Below are 17,552 nucleotides of genomic sequence, written 5' to 3'. Positions count from 1 at the left end.
TTAAAAATAAATATCGTCTATTATTTTAATATAATCAATCCTCGGCTGGTAGCCAAGAGGAATTTTGTGTCCATGTGTTTCTATTTCATGCTTAGCAATCGATTTTCGACCACCACTTTGTTTTCTCTTCCAAAATTCAAGCACTCTTTCCGCACTCAGTAAGAATATTTCTTCACTATTTGCAAATCGTATTATTAGAAAGCATATTCCGTCTTGCTTCAACACTGCTTCCATATGGTTTATTTGGTGTTCATGTATATTTTGTAACGGAAATGAAGATGTATACCGTGTTTCTTTTGCTTCAAAGTCAATGTATTTACCTTTGAAAACACCATTGTAGTCTGTTGTCGAAGCCTGTTTAAAATAAGCTTCTTTTATAACAGCCGCACTCCGTTTCGGATAATCGACTGAGACAATTTGAACAGGAGTTGGCTTTTTGTGAATAACAGCAATACCGCTTGTACGATAATATTCATTCGTTTCATTTAAGTCTTCCTCAAGAGTCATTCCTCGATTACTATATTGAATGTCTTTGTTTGGAAGGTTTTTTCGTTTCGTTCTTTGCTTTTGCCGATAAGGTTTTCCATTTGGATATTTCAACATCAATGAAATTCCTCCTTTGTTGAGAAAAGCTAATTATATCATATCAATATTTACGTATAAATACGTACCGATATGGAAGGATGTTTCATATGAGGTTTGATTCAATTGATTCTTTATTGCTTTATGTTGAAAAAACGACATTAAAGGGAAATGTTGATAATATTTCCCGTACTTATTATTACGCTAAATTTTATTTGAAGCATCCCGAAATTCGCTGGGCGCATTTAGCGAGTATGGTTTCAAGAAACGCTGGTTGGTGTATGACAGACTTAATGGGTACTTGGTATTTAAAAGCACTTGCTCCTGAAATGCGTTTTTGGCTATTTTTAACGTATGAAAAAGCAAATTGGCTTATTTTTTCTGATGCGTTTCCACAATTATTAATATATGAGCAATCTAAAAAATATAATGTCCCATTGTTTAATTTACTTGAACATTTTCATGTATCAAGCTTTATGATTGATGAGTGGAAACGTTATTTCGTTGAGCATGATAACGACCGGCTGTTAACGGCCTTAATTATAAATGAACAGCATCTCATTCAAAAACCTGTCATTGAACAAGATGAATTTGTAAACAATGTTTTTCATAGTTTTCCGTATCGTTTTCAAGCTTTTTTTCATTTTAGTACCGTTTTATTCCCAACTCTTGATGGAAAATTGTATGGTTGCTCTGTCCAGCATTTTCGCAATGTGGCGAAACGAATTCAATTAGGGAAATGTTTAGCTCGTGTGTTGTTTCATCCGCTTTATTATGAAAAATTTCTTTTATTTTCTTCGCTTGTAACACATACTGGTTCTCGTTACGATTATGAAAGGTATTTACCCAACAGTATAAAGCGGGAAACGCCTTATTTACGAACAACATACCCGATTATTTCACATCATATAGACGAACGAGAAAGCAAATGGTTTCATGGACAAAATTTGAATAAATATTTCCGGCAAGTAAAAATACCAAAAAAACTCGATGTAACAAATTGGTATTTTAAAAAGCAGGAACAGTTGCGGTTATTTTGTCTATTCGATGAATATGTAAAAAGAGGGCGCAATGAATAAAGGAGAAGCTGCATAAAGAGAGCTTCTCCTTTTTACTTATGTTGACGGTCTGTTTGGACCTTTTAACTTTTTGTCACCGTATCCGACTAAATCTTTTTGTTCCTTTTTTTCATTTCTTATTTTGTGACTCTTCTTTGCCAACGTTATCACCTCCATTTTTTTAGCGTGTCCGCATTCTTACGTTTCCATTCTAATTGTCGAACTATGAAAAGGAAAGAAGAAAACAACTATCTTTGCCGAATAAAGACTAGTTTTGTCACCGTAGAAGGATAATGAAATAAAGGAAAGAATAATAACGGTTAAAGGAGGCGAAAAAATGAAATCAATCGTTGCGAAGGTGATAGCGTTACGGAAGTTAGAGGAATTAGAACAACAATTAGAACAATTGGAAATGAAACTTCTTGAAAAAACGTATGAGCAAGCAACACAACCATTTACTGAAATATCGAAAAGAATAGAAAGACATGATCATTCCATTCAAGATTTCAATCGTTGTGTAGAAGACTTAAATATCCAATCCTTCATGAAAAAAGAATTAAATCCCTCCAATACCGTCTCTTTAAACCCAAGCTATTAATCCCACTTACTTTTTCATCTCGCAAATGTATGCTATTATACGTAACGAGGTGAACAAATTGAATGAAGAACAAATTGTTCAACAAACGACATGGTTGTTAATGAAAGTAAAAGATTGTGAATCGCGTTTTTTAAAAACAAAGGCGTCCAAATGTGAGTATTCTTTTCATGATCAAGTGAAACCGTATTGCGATGAAGTTTTCGGTGTGCTCGATGAATGGAGTGAGGGTGTAACTCGATGGATTGATGAATATAGACCAAAATATATCGTTCAAGCACAAATTGAAAATTGTAAGGAGCAACTTGAACAACTAACCGTTCAATCTTTTTTCCATCAATCAAGCTTCAAGCGTTTTAAAGATATGAAAGAATCGGTTCAGTTTATATTAGAAAGTATCATCCAAAGGATTAAGTGAAACTTCAATCAGAGGGGGCTTTTTTCATCCCCCACTAATTGTTAGTCCCTGCCCCGTCTTAACTACAGAATCTTGAGGTGGGGGTCTTACTGCCTGTTTAGAGTGGGATAAATGAGTAACAAACATGAAATAAAAAGGGCTTAAAAGGAGCCCTTTTTATTGTGAATCGTCATCAACTTCAATCGTGATTGGTCTTTTGTCTTCTGTTCCGACTGTATCAATAGCATATTCAATATCTTCGGTATGCTTTGATGATGCTTGGAAGCCATGTTTCGGTGGTTGAGGCACATGGCCTTTTTTCTTATGTTGAAAGCTTTTCCCTCTGCTCATTGTATCCTCCTCATTTGAATAGTTTAGAAAACCTTTCTCTCCCTAGTCGTTAATGTTTCCGCAAAAAAGAATTCTAATACGTGCGAAGCGAAGGTGAGGATAGAAGGAAATTAACAAAAAAAAGCAGACAATAATGTCCGCTTATTATACAGCTTGTTCAGGATTTTTAGCGCCTTCTTTTTCTAAAATCTCTATGATTTGTCGGTATTCTAAAATAGTAATTTCTTCTCTTATATATAATTTTTTCAAGTAGTCTAAAAGCTCGTTCATGGAATAGGCGTCATATTGTTTTTCTAATTTGAATTTCTCCTTTAAAGTAGAATAATTCATTTAAACATCCCCCTTAACCCCTTTTTTCTATCATAACATGTTCTAGCGGTGTCTTAATTTTTTATAAAATTGAGACTTTCGACATTTTCTTACATTTCCTTCACCATTCGCTATTAATATGCATAAAGTATATATGGATGAGAATATAAGGGGGAATGAATCTTGTACCCGATTAATCAACATTATTACGTTCCTCGACCGTATCCACACTATACACCAATAGAACCAATATATTATCAGAAAAACTTGTCTTCATATTGGTTTCAACAAAATCAACCATCTTATTTTAATCCATACCCAACCCCATATCCTAAGCCAGTTCCATTTGCAACACCTCAACAAACAAGTGTGAAGTCTGTTGTAAACTCATTTAAAAAAACAGATGGTAATTTTGATATTAATAAAATGATGGATACGGCAGGACAAGTAATGGGGACGATGAATCAGTTAAATTCTTTGTTTAAAGGGGTGTCTCAACTATTTAAGTAAATAACCATTCGGAGGTAATTTGGATGCTCGACCATATTTTTAATCAAGTCGCGGTCCATCCACAGCTAGTCATTGTCGTCCCTGCATTAATGGTATTAGGATTTGCGATGAAAAATACACCTTTTATTCCGCATTGGATGATTGTGTGGGTGATTATTTTCGCAGGGGTACTCGCTAGTGTGATCACATTAGGGTTTACAGTTAACGGAGTAGCAAACGGAATGATTGCAGGGGGTGCAGCGATTACTTCACATCAAATGATTAAACAAACAATGTCTGCACGGAAAAAAGATTGATAGTAAAAAGTGAAGCTTGTAAAGGAATAACATATTTCTTTACAAGCTTTTTATACACTAGAAAAAACAATATTGAGCATTCTTATAGATCTTATCTTCTTTCTTTGTTTTCTATACGCTCTTTACGGCAATTAAGGGCATATTGTGCACATAATAAATTATTAATGGCAATAGAATTTTCCATTGTATGGAACTCTCCGTTTTGATGCGCTTTCAGCTTATCTACTAATATGCCGATAACGTCTTCCACTTGGCATCCGTTAATTCCCACTTTGTCAATGGCTCCTTCTTGAAATTTAATATTGATGTAGCGGCTTTGCTCGACATTGGACGACATTGAATTTCACTCCTTTTGATTATGTATTCGTAAAGGTACTGTAGTTCAATCTTATTGTTTAAAATGGCCGCTCTATCTATTCATCGTTTGTGGAAGAAATGAATAAAAGAGTTTCTCTATGAAATACTATTCATGGATGTTCATTTTGGAAGACGAGGAGGAAAAATATGATGAACAGACATGATCACCCGAAAAGAAAAAACAGCGACCCAAATCGAAGCCAAAATATTCAACAGGATCCTACGCCAGAAAAAAATGAAACGTATGGAAATAAATCTCATAAAAATTAAAGCGGATATTTAATATCCGCTTTTACTTTCTGAATCTTCGATAAAGATTCTTTTCTTTTTAAGAGGGATGACAATTTTTAATTCGCCATGATGAAAGGATGCTTGTAAATCAGTTTCCTTAACGGGATAAGGGAGAAGGAACGTTTTTGATAAATTTCCGTATGTTGTCATTCTTTCGTATCGTTTTTGAACATCGTTATTTTGTGAAACGTGCTCCTTATGCTCAATGGTAATCGTCATATACCTTTCGAATAAATTTATAATAATTTGTTCTTTTTTAATATCCGGTAAGTGTCCATGAATGACATATTCATTTTCTGTTTCGTAAGCATCTAATGAGATATGTGGAAATGGAAAAGCTTGATGGAGCATTTTTTCTACTTGATCGAAGAAAGGTTTTAACGTGGATGGCTGAAATAAATGCTCTAAATAAGTTTGCAATTGATCTTTGTTTTCCTGACCTTCATCACGTTCAAAAGAATTATCTTCTTTTCGTACCATTCAACAGCCTCCTTCAAATGTGTGCGAAGTGAAAAAATAGAATGAACCCCACTCATAAAGTATGTGTTTCCCTATAAAAAGGTGTCTTGATTGAATAGTTGAACAAAATATGGTAATCGAAAGGTAATGATACTCTTACGTAAAACTCTTTTATTACGAACGCTTATTCGCTAAAATATGAAGTAGTCGTAAGAGGAGGAAGTTGATGATGAAAAGGAAATCGATTAGCGAATGTTTACATCACTTTAAAACAGATGAACGATTTCAGAACAAAATTGTCCATTGGCATACAATTCCTGAAGAAGCAGCGAATACGGTCTCAATTCCTTCAAGCTTACATCCAAAACTAGCAGAAGCACTGAAAAAAAGAGGCATAAGTCAATTGTATATTCACCAAGCAGAGGCATTTACATTGGCTCAAAAAGGTTTACATTTTGTTGCAGTAACACCGACCGCTTCCGGGAAAACACTTTGTTATAACCTTCCCGTCCTAGAAGAAATTTTACAAGATCGAAGCTCGCGAGCATTGTATATTTTTCCTACGAAAGCATTGGCCCAAGATCAAAAATCAGCATTAAATGAACTCATTAATGAAATGGACGAATGCTCAATTCATTATGATACGTACGATGGGGATACTTCACCAACTATACGGCAAAAGGTGAGAAAAGCAGGGCATATCGTCATTACGAACCCAGACATGTTACATTCGGCGATTTTACCACACCACACAAAATGGGTTTCGCTATTTGAAAACTTAAAATACGTAGTCATTGACGAACTTCACACATATCGCGGGGTATTTGGAAGTCATGTTGCAAACGTGATTCGGCGATTAAAAAGGATCTGTGCGTTTTATGGTAGCACACCGCAGTTTATATGTACTTCGGCAACCATTCGAAATCCTAAACAGCTTGGTGAGGCGTTAACGGGGACAAATATGGAGTTAATCCATAAAAATGGAGCGCCAAGTAGTCGGAAACATTTTATTTTTTACAACCCACCTATCGTCAATAAACCGCTTAATATTCGAAAAAGTGCTACATTAGAGGTGCGGGAAATTGCGAAGGAATTTATAAAAAATCAAATTCAAACGATTGTTTTTGCCAAAAGTCGTGTTCGTGTAGAAGTTATTTTAACGTACTTAAAAGAGCTTCTTAAAAAAGACATTTTGAATGACTCGATACGTGGCTATCGAGGAGGATATTTACCTAGGCAACGGAGAGAGATTGAAAAAGGCTTAAGAGACGGGAACATTATTGGGGTTGTCAGTACGAATGCGCTTGAATTAGGCGTGGATATTGGGCAGCTTGAAGTGTGTATTATGACTGGATATCCTGGAACCATCGCAAGTGCATGGCAACAGGCTGGCCGAGCTGGTAGAAGAAAAGGGGAGGCCGCAATTATTATGGTTGCGAGTTCAAGTCCTATTGATCAATATTTAATGCAGCATCCGCAATATTTACTACATCAAAATCCGGAAATGGCGATTATCAACCCAGATAATTTAATTGTTTTAGTTGACCATGTTAAATGTGCCGCATTTGAATTACCTTTTCAAGATGGGGATACGTTTGATGGCGTGGATGTTGAAGAAGTACTTCATTTTTTAAGGGAAGAACAAGTATTGCATTATAATCAACAAAAGTGGTATTGGATGAATGATTCTTTTCCTGCTGCCAATATTAGTTTGCGTTCGGCTTCGCAAGAAAATGTTGTCATTATTGACCAATCGAATACAGGAAATGCAAAAGTAATCGGTGAAATGGACCGTTTTAGTGCGATGACATTATTGCATGAAGAAGCGATTTATTTACATCAAGGTGTTCAATATCAAGTAGAAAAATTGGATTGGGAAGAAAAGAAAGCGTTTGTAAGAGAAGTAGAAGTCGATTATTTTACAGATGCGAATTTAGCAGTGGAGTTAAAAGTGCTAGAAGAGGATGAACATAAGACGCTTTCGACCTGTCACTTAGGATACGGTGATGTGATGGTGCTGGCAAAAACGACGATTTTTAAGAAGATTAAATTCGATACACACGAAAATATTGGGTCTGGTCCGATTCATTTACCAGAAGAAGAGTTGCACACTTCTGCTTGTTGGGTTAGCTTAGATCTTTCATCTGTGAAGGAAATGGATCAACATACGATTGAGCACGTTCTCCTTGCTTTTTCTCATGCTATCCGGTTCGTAGCGTCTTTAAAAGTGATGTGTGACCCGAGTGATTTGCATGTCGCTGTGCAAATAAAATCCGTGCATAATGAAATGCCAACCGTATTCTTATATGACCGTTATCCTGGAGGCGTTGGGTTAACAAAAAACATATTTGAAAACATGGGAGAGGTTTTGAAAGAGACATTATCGTTCATTCAAGACTGTCCGTGTGAAGACGGTTGCCCTTCCTGTATTGGTACGGATGCTCATTTACCATTTGTGAAAACAAAAGCAGTCCAAGTTATACAAAAATTAAGTGAGGAGTTTACATGTCAATAAAAAATAAATTAAATCGTCTAAAAAAACATATGGCTCCCTCTCGTGAACAAAAGTGGTTGGAGAAACAAGATGATGGAACTAATGCCAGTACGAAAAGAGCCGAAGAAGTACCATTTGTCGATGAATGGGCTGATTTGAGGGCTCAACCAAATTATTTTGACGGTCAGTATACGATTGTACGGACCGTCACGTATCCATTAACGTATAAACATGGGTTATACAAGTTAGGTGAATTGAAAGAGGTTGTGAAGAAATGGAATGAACAAATGGTTGATCATCCATTGTCAGCATACGGACATGATGCCGTCAACCTCTTCTTTTTTGATACGGAAACGACAGGATTAAAAGGTGGGGCGGGCAATATGATTTTTTTATTAGGTCATGCTCGTCTTGACAACGACCAGGTGGTGATTAAGCAACATTTTTTACCGAGTCCAGGACATGAAGTAGCACTATATAAAAGTTTTTTAAGTGAGGTAAATATTGAAACGCTAGTAACTTATAATGGGAAAGCATTTGATTGGCCCCAAGTAAAATCACGTCATGCATTCATTCGAAATGAAGTACCCAAATTACCAGCGTATGGTCATTTTGATTTGTATCATGGCTCACGAAGACTGTGGAAAGATCGGCTCGATTCATTAAAGTTGTCTGTTATTGAAAAAGATATTTTAAACATTACGAGAAATGAAGATACACCTGGATATTTAGCACCAATGCTCTATTTCCACTTTTTAAACAATCCAGATCCGAACGTCATAAGCGGTGTATTAAAGCATAATGAAATAGACGTATTGTCACTTATAACGTTATATATTCATATCTCCAAAATGTTGTTAAACGCTTCGGCATTTCAAGGTGAATCGTACTATATAGCCAAATGGTTTCAGACAACTGGAAATGAAGGAGAAGCAGTGAAAACGTACGAGCAATTAAATAAAGAAAAACTAGAAAATGTGTGGAAAGCGAAAATTGAGCTATCATTTTTATATAAAAAAGAAGGGAAATTTGATCAAGCCGTTCAATTATGGAAAGAGCTAAAAGAATCACCGTTGACACAAGATCAACTGAATGCTCATATTGAGCTCGCAAAGTATTATGAACATCGTGTGAAAAAAATAGATCGTGCTTTGAAAGAAACAGATATAGCGTTGCAACAACTATTAAAGGACAGCTCGATCAATCGTCGAAAAAGGGAAAAGTTCGAGGAAGATTTACGAAAACGGCAAAAGCGGCTCATTCAAAAATTAAAGAGAAGGTCACTAGACAAAAAGTAAACTTTATCTAGTTCCTAAAACAATAGAAAAGTACTATTTAACAACCCCCTAAAAATTTTATTCTAGGAGAAAATGATGAATGACAAAATGGTGATCTCATTATAAAATGGAATTTGTGTGTGTAAAAAAATATTAATGAAAAGTAGGGAGTATACGTGTATAAAGGGATTTTTTATTTGTTTTTTATTGTGTTATTTGTTACGGCGTTTGTTTTCTCAAATTTTAAAGATACGTTTTATGCGTTCCTGTGAAAATTAGGTGTTTATATTAGTACATGTACACTCTTTTCTACATAGGCTGTTACTGTAAGGCAGATAAATGATAGAAAGGAGTTTTATTTCATGCATTGCAGACCTAATATGATGGCGCCTATTGTCCATCCGACAAAATGTTGCGTGAATAACACGTACTCACAAACCGTTGTTCCACATATTCATCCAACTCATACAACAAATGTGAATCACCATATGTATAAACATTTACATTACTATCCTCAAACACAATCTGTCGCGAATGAAACGTATCATCAGCACTTTAATTGCATGGGCCCAGGCCCGATGCCGAGATAGACTATAATGGGGAGCTAGCTTACTAAGCTCCTCTTGTTTTCTGTAAAAAAGATACAATGGTTAACATTAGGTGGTGTTCAATTGAAGGTCTTAGCGATAACAGGATATAAACCACATGAGCTAGGAATTTTTAATTATAAAGAACCGGCCATTAAATACATAAAAAAAGCTATTAAAAAATCAGTCATTCCATTTGTGGAAGAAGGTCTTGAATGGGTTGTTATTAGCGGACAAGTAGGTGTTGAGCTTTGGGCGGCAGAAGTTGTATTGGATTTACAAGAAGAATACCCATTTCTTCAACTAGCTATATTAACCCCATTTTTGCATCAAGAGAAAAAATGGAAAGATCATCACCGAGAATATTACGAAATGATCCTCGCACAGGCTGATTTAGTTGAAAGTATTACAAAAAAAGAATATGAGAATCCAGTACAATTTCGTTTGAAAAATGAATTCATCACAAGCAAAACAGATGGGCTACTTCTAGTATACGATCAAGAGCGAGAAGGAACTCCAAAATATCAACTAGAAGTAGCAAAAAAGAAACAAGAGCAAGGGAAATATTCAATTTTTACGATTACATTTGATGATTTGCAAGTAATTGTCGAAGAAGATATGCAAGAATAAATTGACATTAGACAAGAAGTTTGAAAAAATATTGATTAAGATATTTCTCGTTGCAATGAGGTGAAACAGTTGATTTCAGATAAAATAAGATTAACGGCAAAAGAGATTTTGGAAAAAGAATTTAAAACATCCATGCGCGGTTATAAACAAGAAGATGTAGATAAATATTTAGACACAATCATTAAGGATTATGAGGCGTTTCATCAAATTATTGAGGAGCTCCAACAAGAAAATTTACGTTTAAAAAAACAGCTTGAAGATGTACAAAAAAAACAAATCAATCCACAAGCAAATACGACAAACTTTGATATTTTAAAACGATTATCCCATCTAGAAAAACATGTATTTGGTAGTAAGTTATACGATTAAAGGAAACAATTACACTTGAAACGTGTGCTCAAATTGACTATAATATTTGTTGCAGGTTAAATAACGTTCGGGTAATCGCTGCAAGGCTTGTATGCACTTGTAGAGGAAAGTCCATGCTCGCACGGAGCTGAGATGCCCGTAGTGTTCGTGCCTAGTGAATTCATAAGCTAGGGCAGCCATTGTTGGCTGACGGCGAAGAACGTGCCTAAGTCCTTTGGATATGGCATTAGTATTCTGAAAGTGCCACAGTGACGAAGTCTTATGAGAAATCATAAGAGTGGAACGAGGTAAACCCCACGAGCGAGAAACCCAAATTATGGTAGGGGCACCTTCTTGAAGGAAATGAACGACAAGAAGGACAGAAGAAATTCTTCTGTAGATAGATGATTACCACCGGAGTACGAGGTGCAATTCCGTTTGGAGTACGAAGGGACAAAACATGGCTTACAGAACGTTATTTACAGTAAACCCGCTTCATAAAAAATGAGCCACTCTCCTCATCGGTAGGAGAGTTTTTTATTTGTGCCAAATTGACTTTCCATGAAAAAAGCGACAAAATAAAGTGAATGACTGAAGATAGGGTGAAATGATGTCGAACAACAAACTAACATTGATCGCAACTGCTGCGATGGGAATTGAATCTTTAGTGGCGAAAGAAGTACGAGATTTAGGATATAACTGTCAAGTAGAAAATGGCAAAGTAACATTTACAGGTGATGAACTGGCCATTTGTCGAGCGAACCTATGGCTAAGAACGGCTGACCGAGTTAAAATTAAAGTAGCAGAATTTAAAGCAACGACCTTTGAAGAATTGTTTGAAAAAACAAAGGTGATTGATTGGGCACGATACATACCTGAAAACGGTCAGTTTCCGGTAATTGGTAAATCGGTTAAATCTCAGCTTGCTAGCGTACCAGATTGTCAAAAAATAGTGAAGAAAGCCATTGTAGAAAAATTAAAAAACCAATATAAAAAAAGAACAGAGTGGTTAGATGAAACCGGTGCTCTTTATAAAGTGGAAGTGGCCTTACATAAAGATGTGGCAACAATTACGATTGATGCTAGCGGTAGTGGTTTGCATAAACGAGGTTATCGTGTAGGACAAGGAGATGCACCGATCAAAGAGACGCTCGCAGCAGCTCTCATACAGCTCACGAATTGGACACCTGAACGACCGTTTGTTGATCCGTTCTGTGGTTCAGGTACCATTCCGATTGAAGCGGCTATGATCGGACAAAATATTGCTCCGGGATTTAATCGTGAATTTGTTTCAGAGTCTTGGGATTGGATTGACGACAGGTTGTGGGATGAGGCACGAAATGAAGCTGAACACCTTGCAAAATATGATCAACCACTTGACATACTAGGTACAGATATTGATCATCGAATGGTTCAAGTTGCAAACGACAATGCTTTAGAAGCTGGTTTTGCAGATATAATTCAATTTAAGCAAATGCAAGTAAAGGATTTTCATACGACAAAAGAATTTGGTGTAATTGTTGGAAATCCTCCATACGGTGAACGTTTAGGAGAAAGACAAGAAGTAGAAAAAATGTATCAACAAATGGGGGAAGTTTTCTCTCCATTAGATACATGGTCTGTTTACATTTTAACATCTTACGAAAAATTTGAATCTCTTTACGGAAAACCAGCAACAAAAAAACGAAAACTGTTCAACGGTTTTATTCGTACAGATTATTATCAATATTGGGGAAAACGCCCTCCTAAGCCAGATCAACCACGTATAAAATGATGTTTTTAGGCATATAATAAAACCACTCTGAATTTTTTTGGATGGAGTGGGAGAAATGTTAACAAATCAAGATTTCGAGCGCATTTCAAATGCGTTGCAAAACGCATATGATCAGCTAGTCAAACAAAATTCAACAGATGATGTTTTATTTACGATTAAAGAGGCAGAGCAAAATTTACAAAGTGCGATGTCTGTTCAATCTAGTATAATTTCCTACAAATAGCGATTTTTAAAACATACACTAATGATTGGCTTTCCTGGTGTGGAAAGCCATATTTTTTGTTGTTTAGGAAACCTATGTACAACCTTGTTAATAGAAGGTTTTATGTCTAGCTTCGGCGTTAGCGAACGCCTTGCGCTTTTGTTCTGTGAATCATTTGATTGATTCATTTTTACTAGTTATAAGTGAATGTTTTGGAGGTAACGATGATGGTTCAAACACGACTGCCATTTCCCATTTCAAAAGATGAAACATTTTATGAAGCGTTAAACGGCTGGATTGGTGACGTTTTATATGATATTTTACCTGAACAAGGATTCGAATTGCGTGATGAACAAATTTTTATGGCCTTTCAATTAGACAGAGCCTTTAAGGAGAAAAAGGTGATGTTTGCTGAAGCAGGCGTTGGTACTGGAAAAACGATTGTGTATTTACTATATGCGATAAGCTATGCTCGTTATACAGGAAAGCCTGCCGTCATTGCTTGTGCAGATGAAGCATTAATTGAGCAGCTTGTTAAAAAAGAGGGAGATATTAAAAAGCTTGAGGAAACACTAAATTTAACGATTGATGTTCGCTTAGCGAAATCAAATCCTCAATTTTTATGCTTACAAAAATTAGACAACGCTTTAGGGAAGCGAAATGGACAATTTGACCAAATTTATAATGAATTACCTGATTTTGTCCATGAGAATAAAGGGATGCAATCTTTCTACCCATTTGGCGATCGAAAGCAATACCCGCATTTAACGAATGAAGAGTGGAATGACATTAATTGGGATCCGTTTCAAGATTGCTTTTCATGTTCAAAAAGGCATCGTTGTGGACTAACGTTAACCCGAGAACATTATCGAAAAGCATCGGATCTCATTATTTGCTCACACGATTTTTATATGGAACATATTTGGACATATGAAGCGAGAAAAAGAGAGGGGCAACTTCCACTTCTCCCAGATCATAGTGTTGTTGTGTTTGATGAAGGTCATTTACTGGAGTTTGCTGCACAAAAAGCGCTAACATATCGAGTGAAACGTGGTACGTTACAACAGTTTTTAGAGAGGTTACTTGCCAATGATATTCGAGAAGAGTTTGCGCTATTAGTAGAGGATGCATTGGCACTTCAAGATAAGTTTTTTGATGAACTGGATGATCATTCAAACGTTGTGAAAGGATCAAATCGAAGAACAATTAAACGTTCAAAAAGGCTACTCGATGTGACAAAGGCATTGCATCAGCACATTTTGCAATTAGGCGATGCACTTGTTTTCGAAAGTGAATTGTATACAATTGAACAATATGAATTATCCATTGTAGAGGAATATTTAGATCAGATGGAGTACTCTTTACGTCTTTTTTTACATGATCATCAAGCAATAGATTGGCTAGAAGGCGATGTTGATTTAACATTAGTCATTATGCCGAGAACAGTGAAAGAGATATTAGCGAACCAAGTGTTTTCAAAAAAAATACCTTATATCTTTTCATCTGCAACATTATCTGATCAAGATGGATCGTTTCAATTTTTAGCAAATAGTTTAGGTGTTGATGATTATGTATCTTTCTCTGTTGCCTCTCCGTTTAACTATGAAGAACAAATGGAAATTACGATAGAAACAATAGGAGATCGGGATAAATCAAATTATGTACGAAATTTCGTGAAAGCAAAAGGCGGAAAGACATTAATTTTATTTCGATCAGAAGAGGAAATGGACACATTTAAACAGTCGATCGATGATGAACTCCCATTCTCACTATATTTTGAAGGTGATCGAGAAATTAGTGAGCTCATTTCCTTATTTCAAGAGGAGGAGTCAAGTGTATTAGCAGCAGTCCATTTATGGGAAGGGTTAGATATTCCAGGACCATCACTATCTAATGTCATTATTTGGTCACTGCCGTTTCCTCCAAATGATCCAGTTTTTGAAGCGAAACGAAAGTCGGTGCAAGATCCGCATCTTGATGTGGACATGCCATATATGATATTAAGACTTAAGCAAGGAATTGGTCGATTAATCCGCTCGAAAGACGACCGCGGATCTATCGCCATTTTAATGAATAAAGAGACGGATCAATCAATCTTGAATGAAGTGCAAAAAGTTTTACCTGTTGAAGCAACGGTTGGTACGGTTTCGAAAGAATAAAAAATGGTGGTGTCATTTTTGCCGCCATTTTTTTATTCGATTGAAAAGCTATTTTGTAATAATGACTTTCATTGACACGAATCATCTATGTAAAGTAATCTGAACATAGTTAATATTTTTGAATCTTTGGGGTGAGGATATGAGCTTGAAAGAAAAGGAAAAACAATTTTTAGCATTATTAAAAAAAATGAAACAATATGAAGAAGCGATTAATGTGATGTATTGGGATTTGCGAACAGGAGCTCCAAAAAAAGGGGTAGAAGATCGATCAGAAGTGATTGGTATGCTTTCTACTGAAGTTTTTCAATTATCAACTTCTGAAGAAATGGCCTCATACATAGCAGAATTATCGAATGATGAACATTTATCACATATAACGAAAAAGTCCCTTGCGGAATGTAAAAAAGAATACGATCGTAATAAAAAAGTTCCTCGAGATGAATATAAAGAATATGTGATTTTACAATCAAAAGCAGAATCAGTTTGGGAAGAAGCAAAAGAGAAGGCTGATTTTAATCTTTTTGCTCCTTACTTAGAAAAGCTAGTTCAGTTCAATCAAAAGTTTATTGAATATTGGGGTTTTGATACTCATAAATACAATACACTGCTTGATTTGTATGAACCAGGTATTAAAGTTGATTTATTAGATCAAGTATTTGCTCAATTAAAAGAAAAAATTGTCCCGCTCGTTCACGAAATTATAGAATCACCAAATAAGCCTGCAACCGACTTTTTATTTGGTTTGTTTGAAAAAGAAAAGCAAAAAGAATTTTCTCACCTTTTACTACGTGAGCTTGGTTATGACTTTGAAGCAGGACGACTTGACGAAACCGTTCATCCATTTGCTATTGAATTAAATCAAGGAGATGTTCGAATTACAACGAAATATGATGAGAACGATTTCCGGTCGGCAATTTTCGGAACGATTCATGAATGTGGCCATGCAATTTATGAACAAAATATTTCGAAAGACATAAAAGGTACACCGCTTGCAACTGGAACTTCAATGGGGATTCACGAATCACAGTCTCTTTTTTATGAAAGCTTTATTGGAAGAAGCGAATCTTTTTGGAACCGTTATTATGAATCATTAAAAAAATATTCCCCTCACCAATTTAAAGGTGTTGCATTAGAACGTTTCTATCGCGCCATCAATGAAGCTAAACCATCTTTAATTCGCATTGAAGCAGATGAATTAACGTATCCGTTGCACATAATCATTCGCTACGAAATAGAAAAGGCATTATTCGCTGATGAGATACGAGTAAAAGACTTACCTGGGATATGGAATGAAAAATATGAAGAATATTTAGGGATTCGTCCGAAGCATGATGGGGAAGGTGTATTACAAGATGTACATTGGGCTGGAGGAAGCTTCGGTTATTTTCCATCTTATGCATTAGGATATATGTATGCTGCCCAATTTAAACATACAATGCTAAAAGATCTTCCAAACTTTGATCAGTTAATCGAAGAGGGAAAATTTGAAGTTATAAAAGAATGGCTAACGAAAAATATTCATCAATATGGAAAAATGAAAAAGCCGCTAGAAATATTGCAAGATGTTACAGGAGAATCATTAAATCCAACGTATTTAATCGATTATTTAGAGAGAAAATATAAAAAAATATATAGCTTATAAGAAAGCACAAGTGCCTTGTTCATCCTTAGACACAAATGTTCTTGCGATGAAAAGGCGCTTTTTGCCTTTACAGCGTCACGTTTTTGACTCGAGGAGATAGATGATTTTCATTGGCCACTGAAGACTCCATTACCATTGAAAACTTAATCAAAATGAAATAAATTCTCATATTAAAAGAAAACCGGTGCAAATGTGCACCGGTTTTCTGCGCCTATCAAAGAAGCATTATGCCTTCTGCTGGCGTGTAATTAACATGACGAAATAACTTAGGACACCAAATAGTAACGAAATGAATAAAGCGTGTGATAGAGCAAGCATTAAATTTAATTTGCTAAAAACGACAAGCATTCCTGATAGAGCTTGCAGGACGATGAGAATAAATGCAATGATCCAGCCCCAGTACATAACACGTTGATCTTTGTAATTTTTAATCGCATGGTACGTGGCAGCGCAAATCCAAATGAAAATAAGGAATGCTGCCAAGCGGTGTCCCATTTGGACAAATTCATGAAAAGTTGTCGGTAAAAAGTTGCGATTACTACAAAATGGTACACTTGGGCATGCTAAACTTGAGCTTGTATGTCGTACGTAAGCACCTGTGTAGACGACGATGTAGCTATAAATGATAATTCCGAATACGTGAAATCGCATAGTTTTGCCTATTTTTAAGGATGAAGCGTCAAACTTTCGATCTATTTCAAATATGAGTAATGTCAATAATAAGACAGATGCAAACGAAATTAATGAAATCCCGAAGTGAAGAGCTAATACTGCATCAGATTGTCCCCATACAACAGCTGCTGCACCGATGAGCGCTTGAAGGATGAGGAAAAAAACAGATAATACGGCTAACAACTTTGTTTCGCGTTTATGCCCGATGTATTTCCATGATAAAATGGACAAGGCTAAAACGAGAAAACCAGCTGTCCCACTAACGAGTCGGTGTGATAGTTCGATAATCGTTTCAAGTGTCAGCGGATCTGGAATAATTTGTCCGTGACATAAAGGCCATGAACGGCCGCATCCCATGCTGGATCCAGTTTTCGTTACAAGTGCACCACCCATAAGGACAAATAACATAACGAATGAAGTAATTACGGATAAAAATTTTAAAAAGCGTTGCAACTGTGTCACCTTCTTCATTTAAGATAATTTTTTTACATCATAATGTTGTCTTCACTCATCCTATTATAGTGAAAAGAGAGAAGAAAATAAAAAAGTTATTTGAAAAAAC

Annotated in this window: 21 protein-coding genes and 1 other RNA gene; 16 read left to right on the top strand and 6 right to left on the bottom strand. The window is 35.8% G+C overall.

Features of this window, described 5'->3' with window-relative positions:
- Positions 1-606, bottom strand: a complete 606-nt coding sequence (recU, locus tag MLD65_RS01220) for a Holliday junction resolvase RecU (RefSeq protein ID WP_243290024.1) — start codon at positions 604-606, stop codon at positions 1-3.
- A gap of 86 nt (positions 607-692) precedes the next feature.
- On the opposite strand from recU, the gene MLD65_RS01215 reads away from it, so the two are divergent.
- From MLD65_RS01215 to MLD65_RS01205, 3 genes are all read left to right on the top strand, one after another.
- A complete protein-coding gene (locus MLD65_RS01215) occupies positions 693-1,661 on the top strand; it encodes a DUF2515 family protein (protein WP_243290023.1) in 969 nt (322 codons plus the stop codon).
- Positions 1,662-1,977: 316 nt separating this feature from the next.
- Entirely contained in the window at positions 1,978-2,238 is a 261-nt protein-coding gene (locus MLD65_RS01210; RefSeq protein WP_243290022.1) for a hypothetical protein, read from the top strand.
- Positions 2,239-2,296: 58 nt separating this feature from the next.
- Positions 2,297-2,653, top strand: a complete 357-nt coding sequence (locus MLD65_RS01205; protein ID WP_243290021.1) for a DUF1798 family protein — start codon at positions 2,297-2,299, stop codon at positions 2,651-2,653.
- Between the two features lie 156 nt (positions 2,654-2,809).
- Here the strand turns inward: MLD65_RS01205 and MLD65_RS01200 are convergent, their stop codons facing one another.
- Together MLD65_RS01200 and yppF are read right to left on the bottom strand one after the other, a co-directional pair.
- Positions 2,810-2,983, bottom strand: coding sequence for a hypothetical protein (locus MLD65_RS01200; RefSeq protein ID WP_243290020.1), 174 nt, complete (start codon positions 2,981-2,983; stop codon positions 2,810-2,812).
- Between the two features lie 144 nt (positions 2,984-3,127).
- A complete protein-coding gene (gene yppF / locus MLD65_RS01195; protein WP_243290019.1) occupies positions 3,128-3,313 on the bottom strand; it encodes a YppF family protein in 186 nt (61 codons plus the stop codon).
- A 162-nt stretch (positions 3,314-3,475) separates the two neighbouring features.
- Here yppF and MLD65_RS01190 point away from each other — a divergent pair, with 162 nt between their 5' ends.
- Both MLD65_RS01190 and MLD65_RS01185 read left to right on the top strand, forming a co-directional pair.
- A complete protein-coding gene (locus MLD65_RS01190) occupies positions 3,476-3,802 on the top strand; it encodes a YppG family protein (protein ID WP_243290018.1) in 327 nt (108 codons plus the stop codon).
- A gap of 23 nt (positions 3,803-3,825) precedes the next feature.
- Positions 3,826-4,098, top strand: a complete 273-nt coding sequence (locus MLD65_RS01185) for a phage holin family protein (RefSeq protein ID WP_243290017.1) — start codon at positions 3,826-3,828, stop codon at positions 4,096-4,098.
- Positions 4,099-4,189: 91 nt separating this feature from the next.
- Here the strand turns inward: MLD65_RS01185 and MLD65_RS01180 are convergent, their stop codons facing one another.
- Positions 4,190-4,435, bottom strand: coding sequence for an Acb2/Tad1 domain-containing protein (locus tag MLD65_RS01180; RefSeq protein ID WP_243290016.1), 246 nt, complete (start codon positions 4,433-4,435; stop codon positions 4,190-4,192).
- Between the two features lie 167 nt (positions 4,436-4,602).
- Between MLD65_RS01180 and MLD65_RS18040 the strand changes: the two genes are divergently transcribed.
- Positions 4,603-4,725, top strand: coding sequence for a hypothetical protein (locus MLD65_RS18040; protein ID WP_279325921.1), 123 nt, complete (start codon positions 4,603-4,605; stop codon positions 4,723-4,725).
- Between the two features lie 9 nt (positions 4,726-4,734).
- On the opposite strand, the gene MLD65_RS01175 is transcribed toward MLD65_RS18040, so the two are convergent.
- Positions 4,735-5,226: an Hsp20/alpha crystallin family protein gene (locus MLD65_RS01175; protein WP_243290015.1), complete on the bottom strand. Its 492-nt coding sequence runs from the start codon at positions 5,224-5,226 to the stop codon at positions 4,735-4,737.
- 205 nt (positions 5,227-5,431) lie between these two features.
- Between MLD65_RS01175 and MLD65_RS01170 the strand changes: the two genes are divergently transcribed.
- The 10 genes from MLD65_RS01170 to MLD65_RS01120 all read left to right on the top strand — a co-directional run bounded on the left by MLD65_RS01170 (position 5,432) and on the right by MLD65_RS01120 (position 16,318).
- Entirely contained in the window at positions 5,432-7,720 is a 2,289-nt protein-coding gene (locus MLD65_RS01170; protein WP_279325920.1) for a DEAD/DEAH box helicase, read from the top strand.
- A complete protein-coding gene (locus MLD65_RS01165; RefSeq protein ID WP_243290014.1) occupies positions 7,711-8,997 on the top strand; it encodes a ribonuclease H-like domain-containing protein in 1,287 nt (428 codons plus the stop codon). Before MLD65_RS01170 ends, MLD65_RS01165 begins: the two co-directional genes overlap by 10 nt.
- Before the next feature lie 341 nt (positions 8,998-9,338).
- On the top strand, positions 9,339-9,566 hold the full coding sequence (locus MLD65_RS01155; RefSeq protein ID WP_243290012.1) for a CotD family spore coat protein: 228 nt from the start codon (positions 9,339-9,341) through the stop codon (positions 9,564-9,566).
- An 81-nt stretch (positions 9,567-9,647) separates the two neighbouring features.
- Positions 9,648-10,193, top strand: coding sequence for an SLOG family protein (locus MLD65_RS01150; RefSeq protein WP_243290011.1), 546 nt, complete (start codon positions 9,648-9,650; stop codon positions 10,191-10,193).
- Positions 10,194-10,262: 69 nt separating this feature from the next.
- Positions 10,263-10,562, top strand: coding sequence for a cell division regulator GpsB (gpsB, locus tag MLD65_RS01145; protein ID WP_243290010.1), 300 nt, complete (start codon positions 10,263-10,265; stop codon positions 10,560-10,562).
- 63 nt (positions 10,563-10,625) lie between these two features.
- Positions 10,626-11,014, top strand: an RNA gene (rnpB, locus tag MLD65_RS01140) — RNase P RNA component class B.
- A gap of 134 nt (positions 11,015-11,148) precedes the next feature.
- On the top strand, positions 11,149-12,315 hold the full coding sequence (locus MLD65_RS01135; protein ID WP_243290009.1) for a THUMP domain-containing class I SAM-dependent RNA methyltransferase: 1,167 nt from the start codon (positions 11,149-11,151) through the stop codon (positions 12,313-12,315).
- 55 nt (positions 12,316-12,370) lie between these two features.
- Positions 12,371-12,538, top strand: coding sequence for a hypothetical protein (locus MLD65_RS01130; protein ID WP_243290008.1), 168 nt, complete (start codon positions 12,371-12,373; stop codon positions 12,536-12,538).
- Positions 12,539-12,744: 206 nt separating this feature from the next.
- Positions 12,745-14,676: an ATP-dependent DNA helicase gene (locus MLD65_RS01125; protein ID WP_243290250.1), complete on the top strand. Its 1,932-nt coding sequence runs from the start codon at positions 12,745-12,747 to the stop codon at positions 14,674-14,676.
- A gap of 139 nt (positions 14,677-14,815) precedes the next feature.
- A complete protein-coding gene (locus MLD65_RS01120) occupies positions 14,816-16,318 on the top strand; it encodes a carboxypeptidase M32 (protein WP_243290007.1) in 1,503 nt (500 codons plus the stop codon).
- A 225-nt stretch (positions 16,319-16,543) separates the two neighbouring features.
- On the opposite strand, the gene MLD65_RS01115 is transcribed toward MLD65_RS01120, so the two are convergent.
- Positions 16,544-17,443: a COX15/CtaA family protein gene (locus tag MLD65_RS01115; protein WP_243290006.1), complete on the bottom strand. Its 900-nt coding sequence runs from the start codon at positions 17,441-17,443 to the stop codon at positions 16,544-16,546.
- Positions 17,444-17,552: the final 109 nt, after the last annotated feature.

Origin of the sequence: Bacillus sp. FJAT-47783 (genome assembly GCF_022808615.1) — a bacterium.
In the GTDB taxonomy this organism is placed as follows: domain Bacteria; phylum Bacillota; class Bacilli; order Bacillales; family Aeribacillaceae; genus Bacillus_BZ.
The sequence above is the reverse complement of the archived record's forward strand: the minus strand, read 5'-3'. Positions and strand labels throughout refer to the sequence as shown.

Excerpts from the sequence above, each read along its gene's own strand:
- MLD65_RS01170 (WP_279325920.1), top strand. The coding sequence starts at position 5,432 with ATGATGAAAAGGAAATCGATTAGCGAATGTTTACATCACTTTAAAACA.
- MLD65_RS01120 (WP_243290007.1), top strand. The coding sequence starts at position 14,816 with ATGAGCTTGAAAGAAAAGGAAAAACAATTTTTAGCATTATTAAAAAAA.
- MLD65_RS01130 (WP_243290008.1), top strand. The coding sequence starts at position 12,371 with ATGTTAACAAATCAAGATTTCGAGCGCATTTCAAATGCGTTGCAAAAC.
- MLD65_RS18040 (WP_279325921.1), top strand. The coding sequence starts at position 4,603 with ATGATGAACAGACATGATCACCCGAAAAGAAAAAACAGCGACCCAAAT.
- MLD65_RS01125 (WP_243290250.1), top strand. The coding sequence starts at position 12,745 with ATGGTTCAAACACGACTGCCATTTCCCATTTCAAAAGATGAAACATTT.
- MLD65_RS01155 (WP_243290012.1), top strand. The coding sequence starts at position 9,339 with ATGCATTGCAGACCTAATATGATGGCGCCTATTGTCCATCCGACAAAA.
- MLD65_RS01185 (WP_243290017.1), top strand. The coding sequence starts at position 3,826 with ATGCTCGACCATATTTTTAATCAAGTCGCGGTCCATCCACAGCTAGTC.
- yppF (WP_243290019.1), bottom strand. The coding sequence starts at position 3,313 with ATGAATTATTCTACTTTAAAGGAGAAATTCAAATTAGAAAAACAATAT.
- MLD65_RS01210 (WP_243290022.1), top strand. The coding sequence starts at position 1,978 with ATGAAATCAATCGTTGCGAAGGTGATAGCGTTACGGAAGTTAGAGGAA.
- MLD65_RS01165 (WP_243290014.1), top strand. The coding sequence starts at position 7,711 with ATGTCAATAAAAAATAAATTAAATCGTCTAAAAAAACATATGGCTCCC.
- MLD65_RS01215 (WP_243290023.1), top strand. The coding sequence starts at position 693 with ATGAGGTTTGATTCAATTGATTCTTTATTGCTTTATGTTGAAAAAACG.
- MLD65_RS01175 (WP_243290015.1), bottom strand. The coding sequence starts at position 5,226 with ATGGTACGAAAAGAAGATAATTCTTTTGAACGTGATGAAGGTCAGGAA.
- MLD65_RS01200 (WP_243290020.1), bottom strand. The coding sequence starts at position 2,983 with ATGAGCAGAGGGAAAAGCTTTCAACATAAGAAAAAAGGCCATGTGCCT.
- MLD65_RS01180 (WP_243290016.1), bottom strand. The coding sequence starts at position 4,435 with ATGTCGTCCAATGTCGAGCAAAGCCGCTACATCAATATTAAATTTCAA.
- MLD65_RS01135 (WP_243290009.1), top strand. The coding sequence starts at position 11,149 with ATGATGTCGAACAACAAACTAACATTGATCGCAACTGCTGCGATGGGA.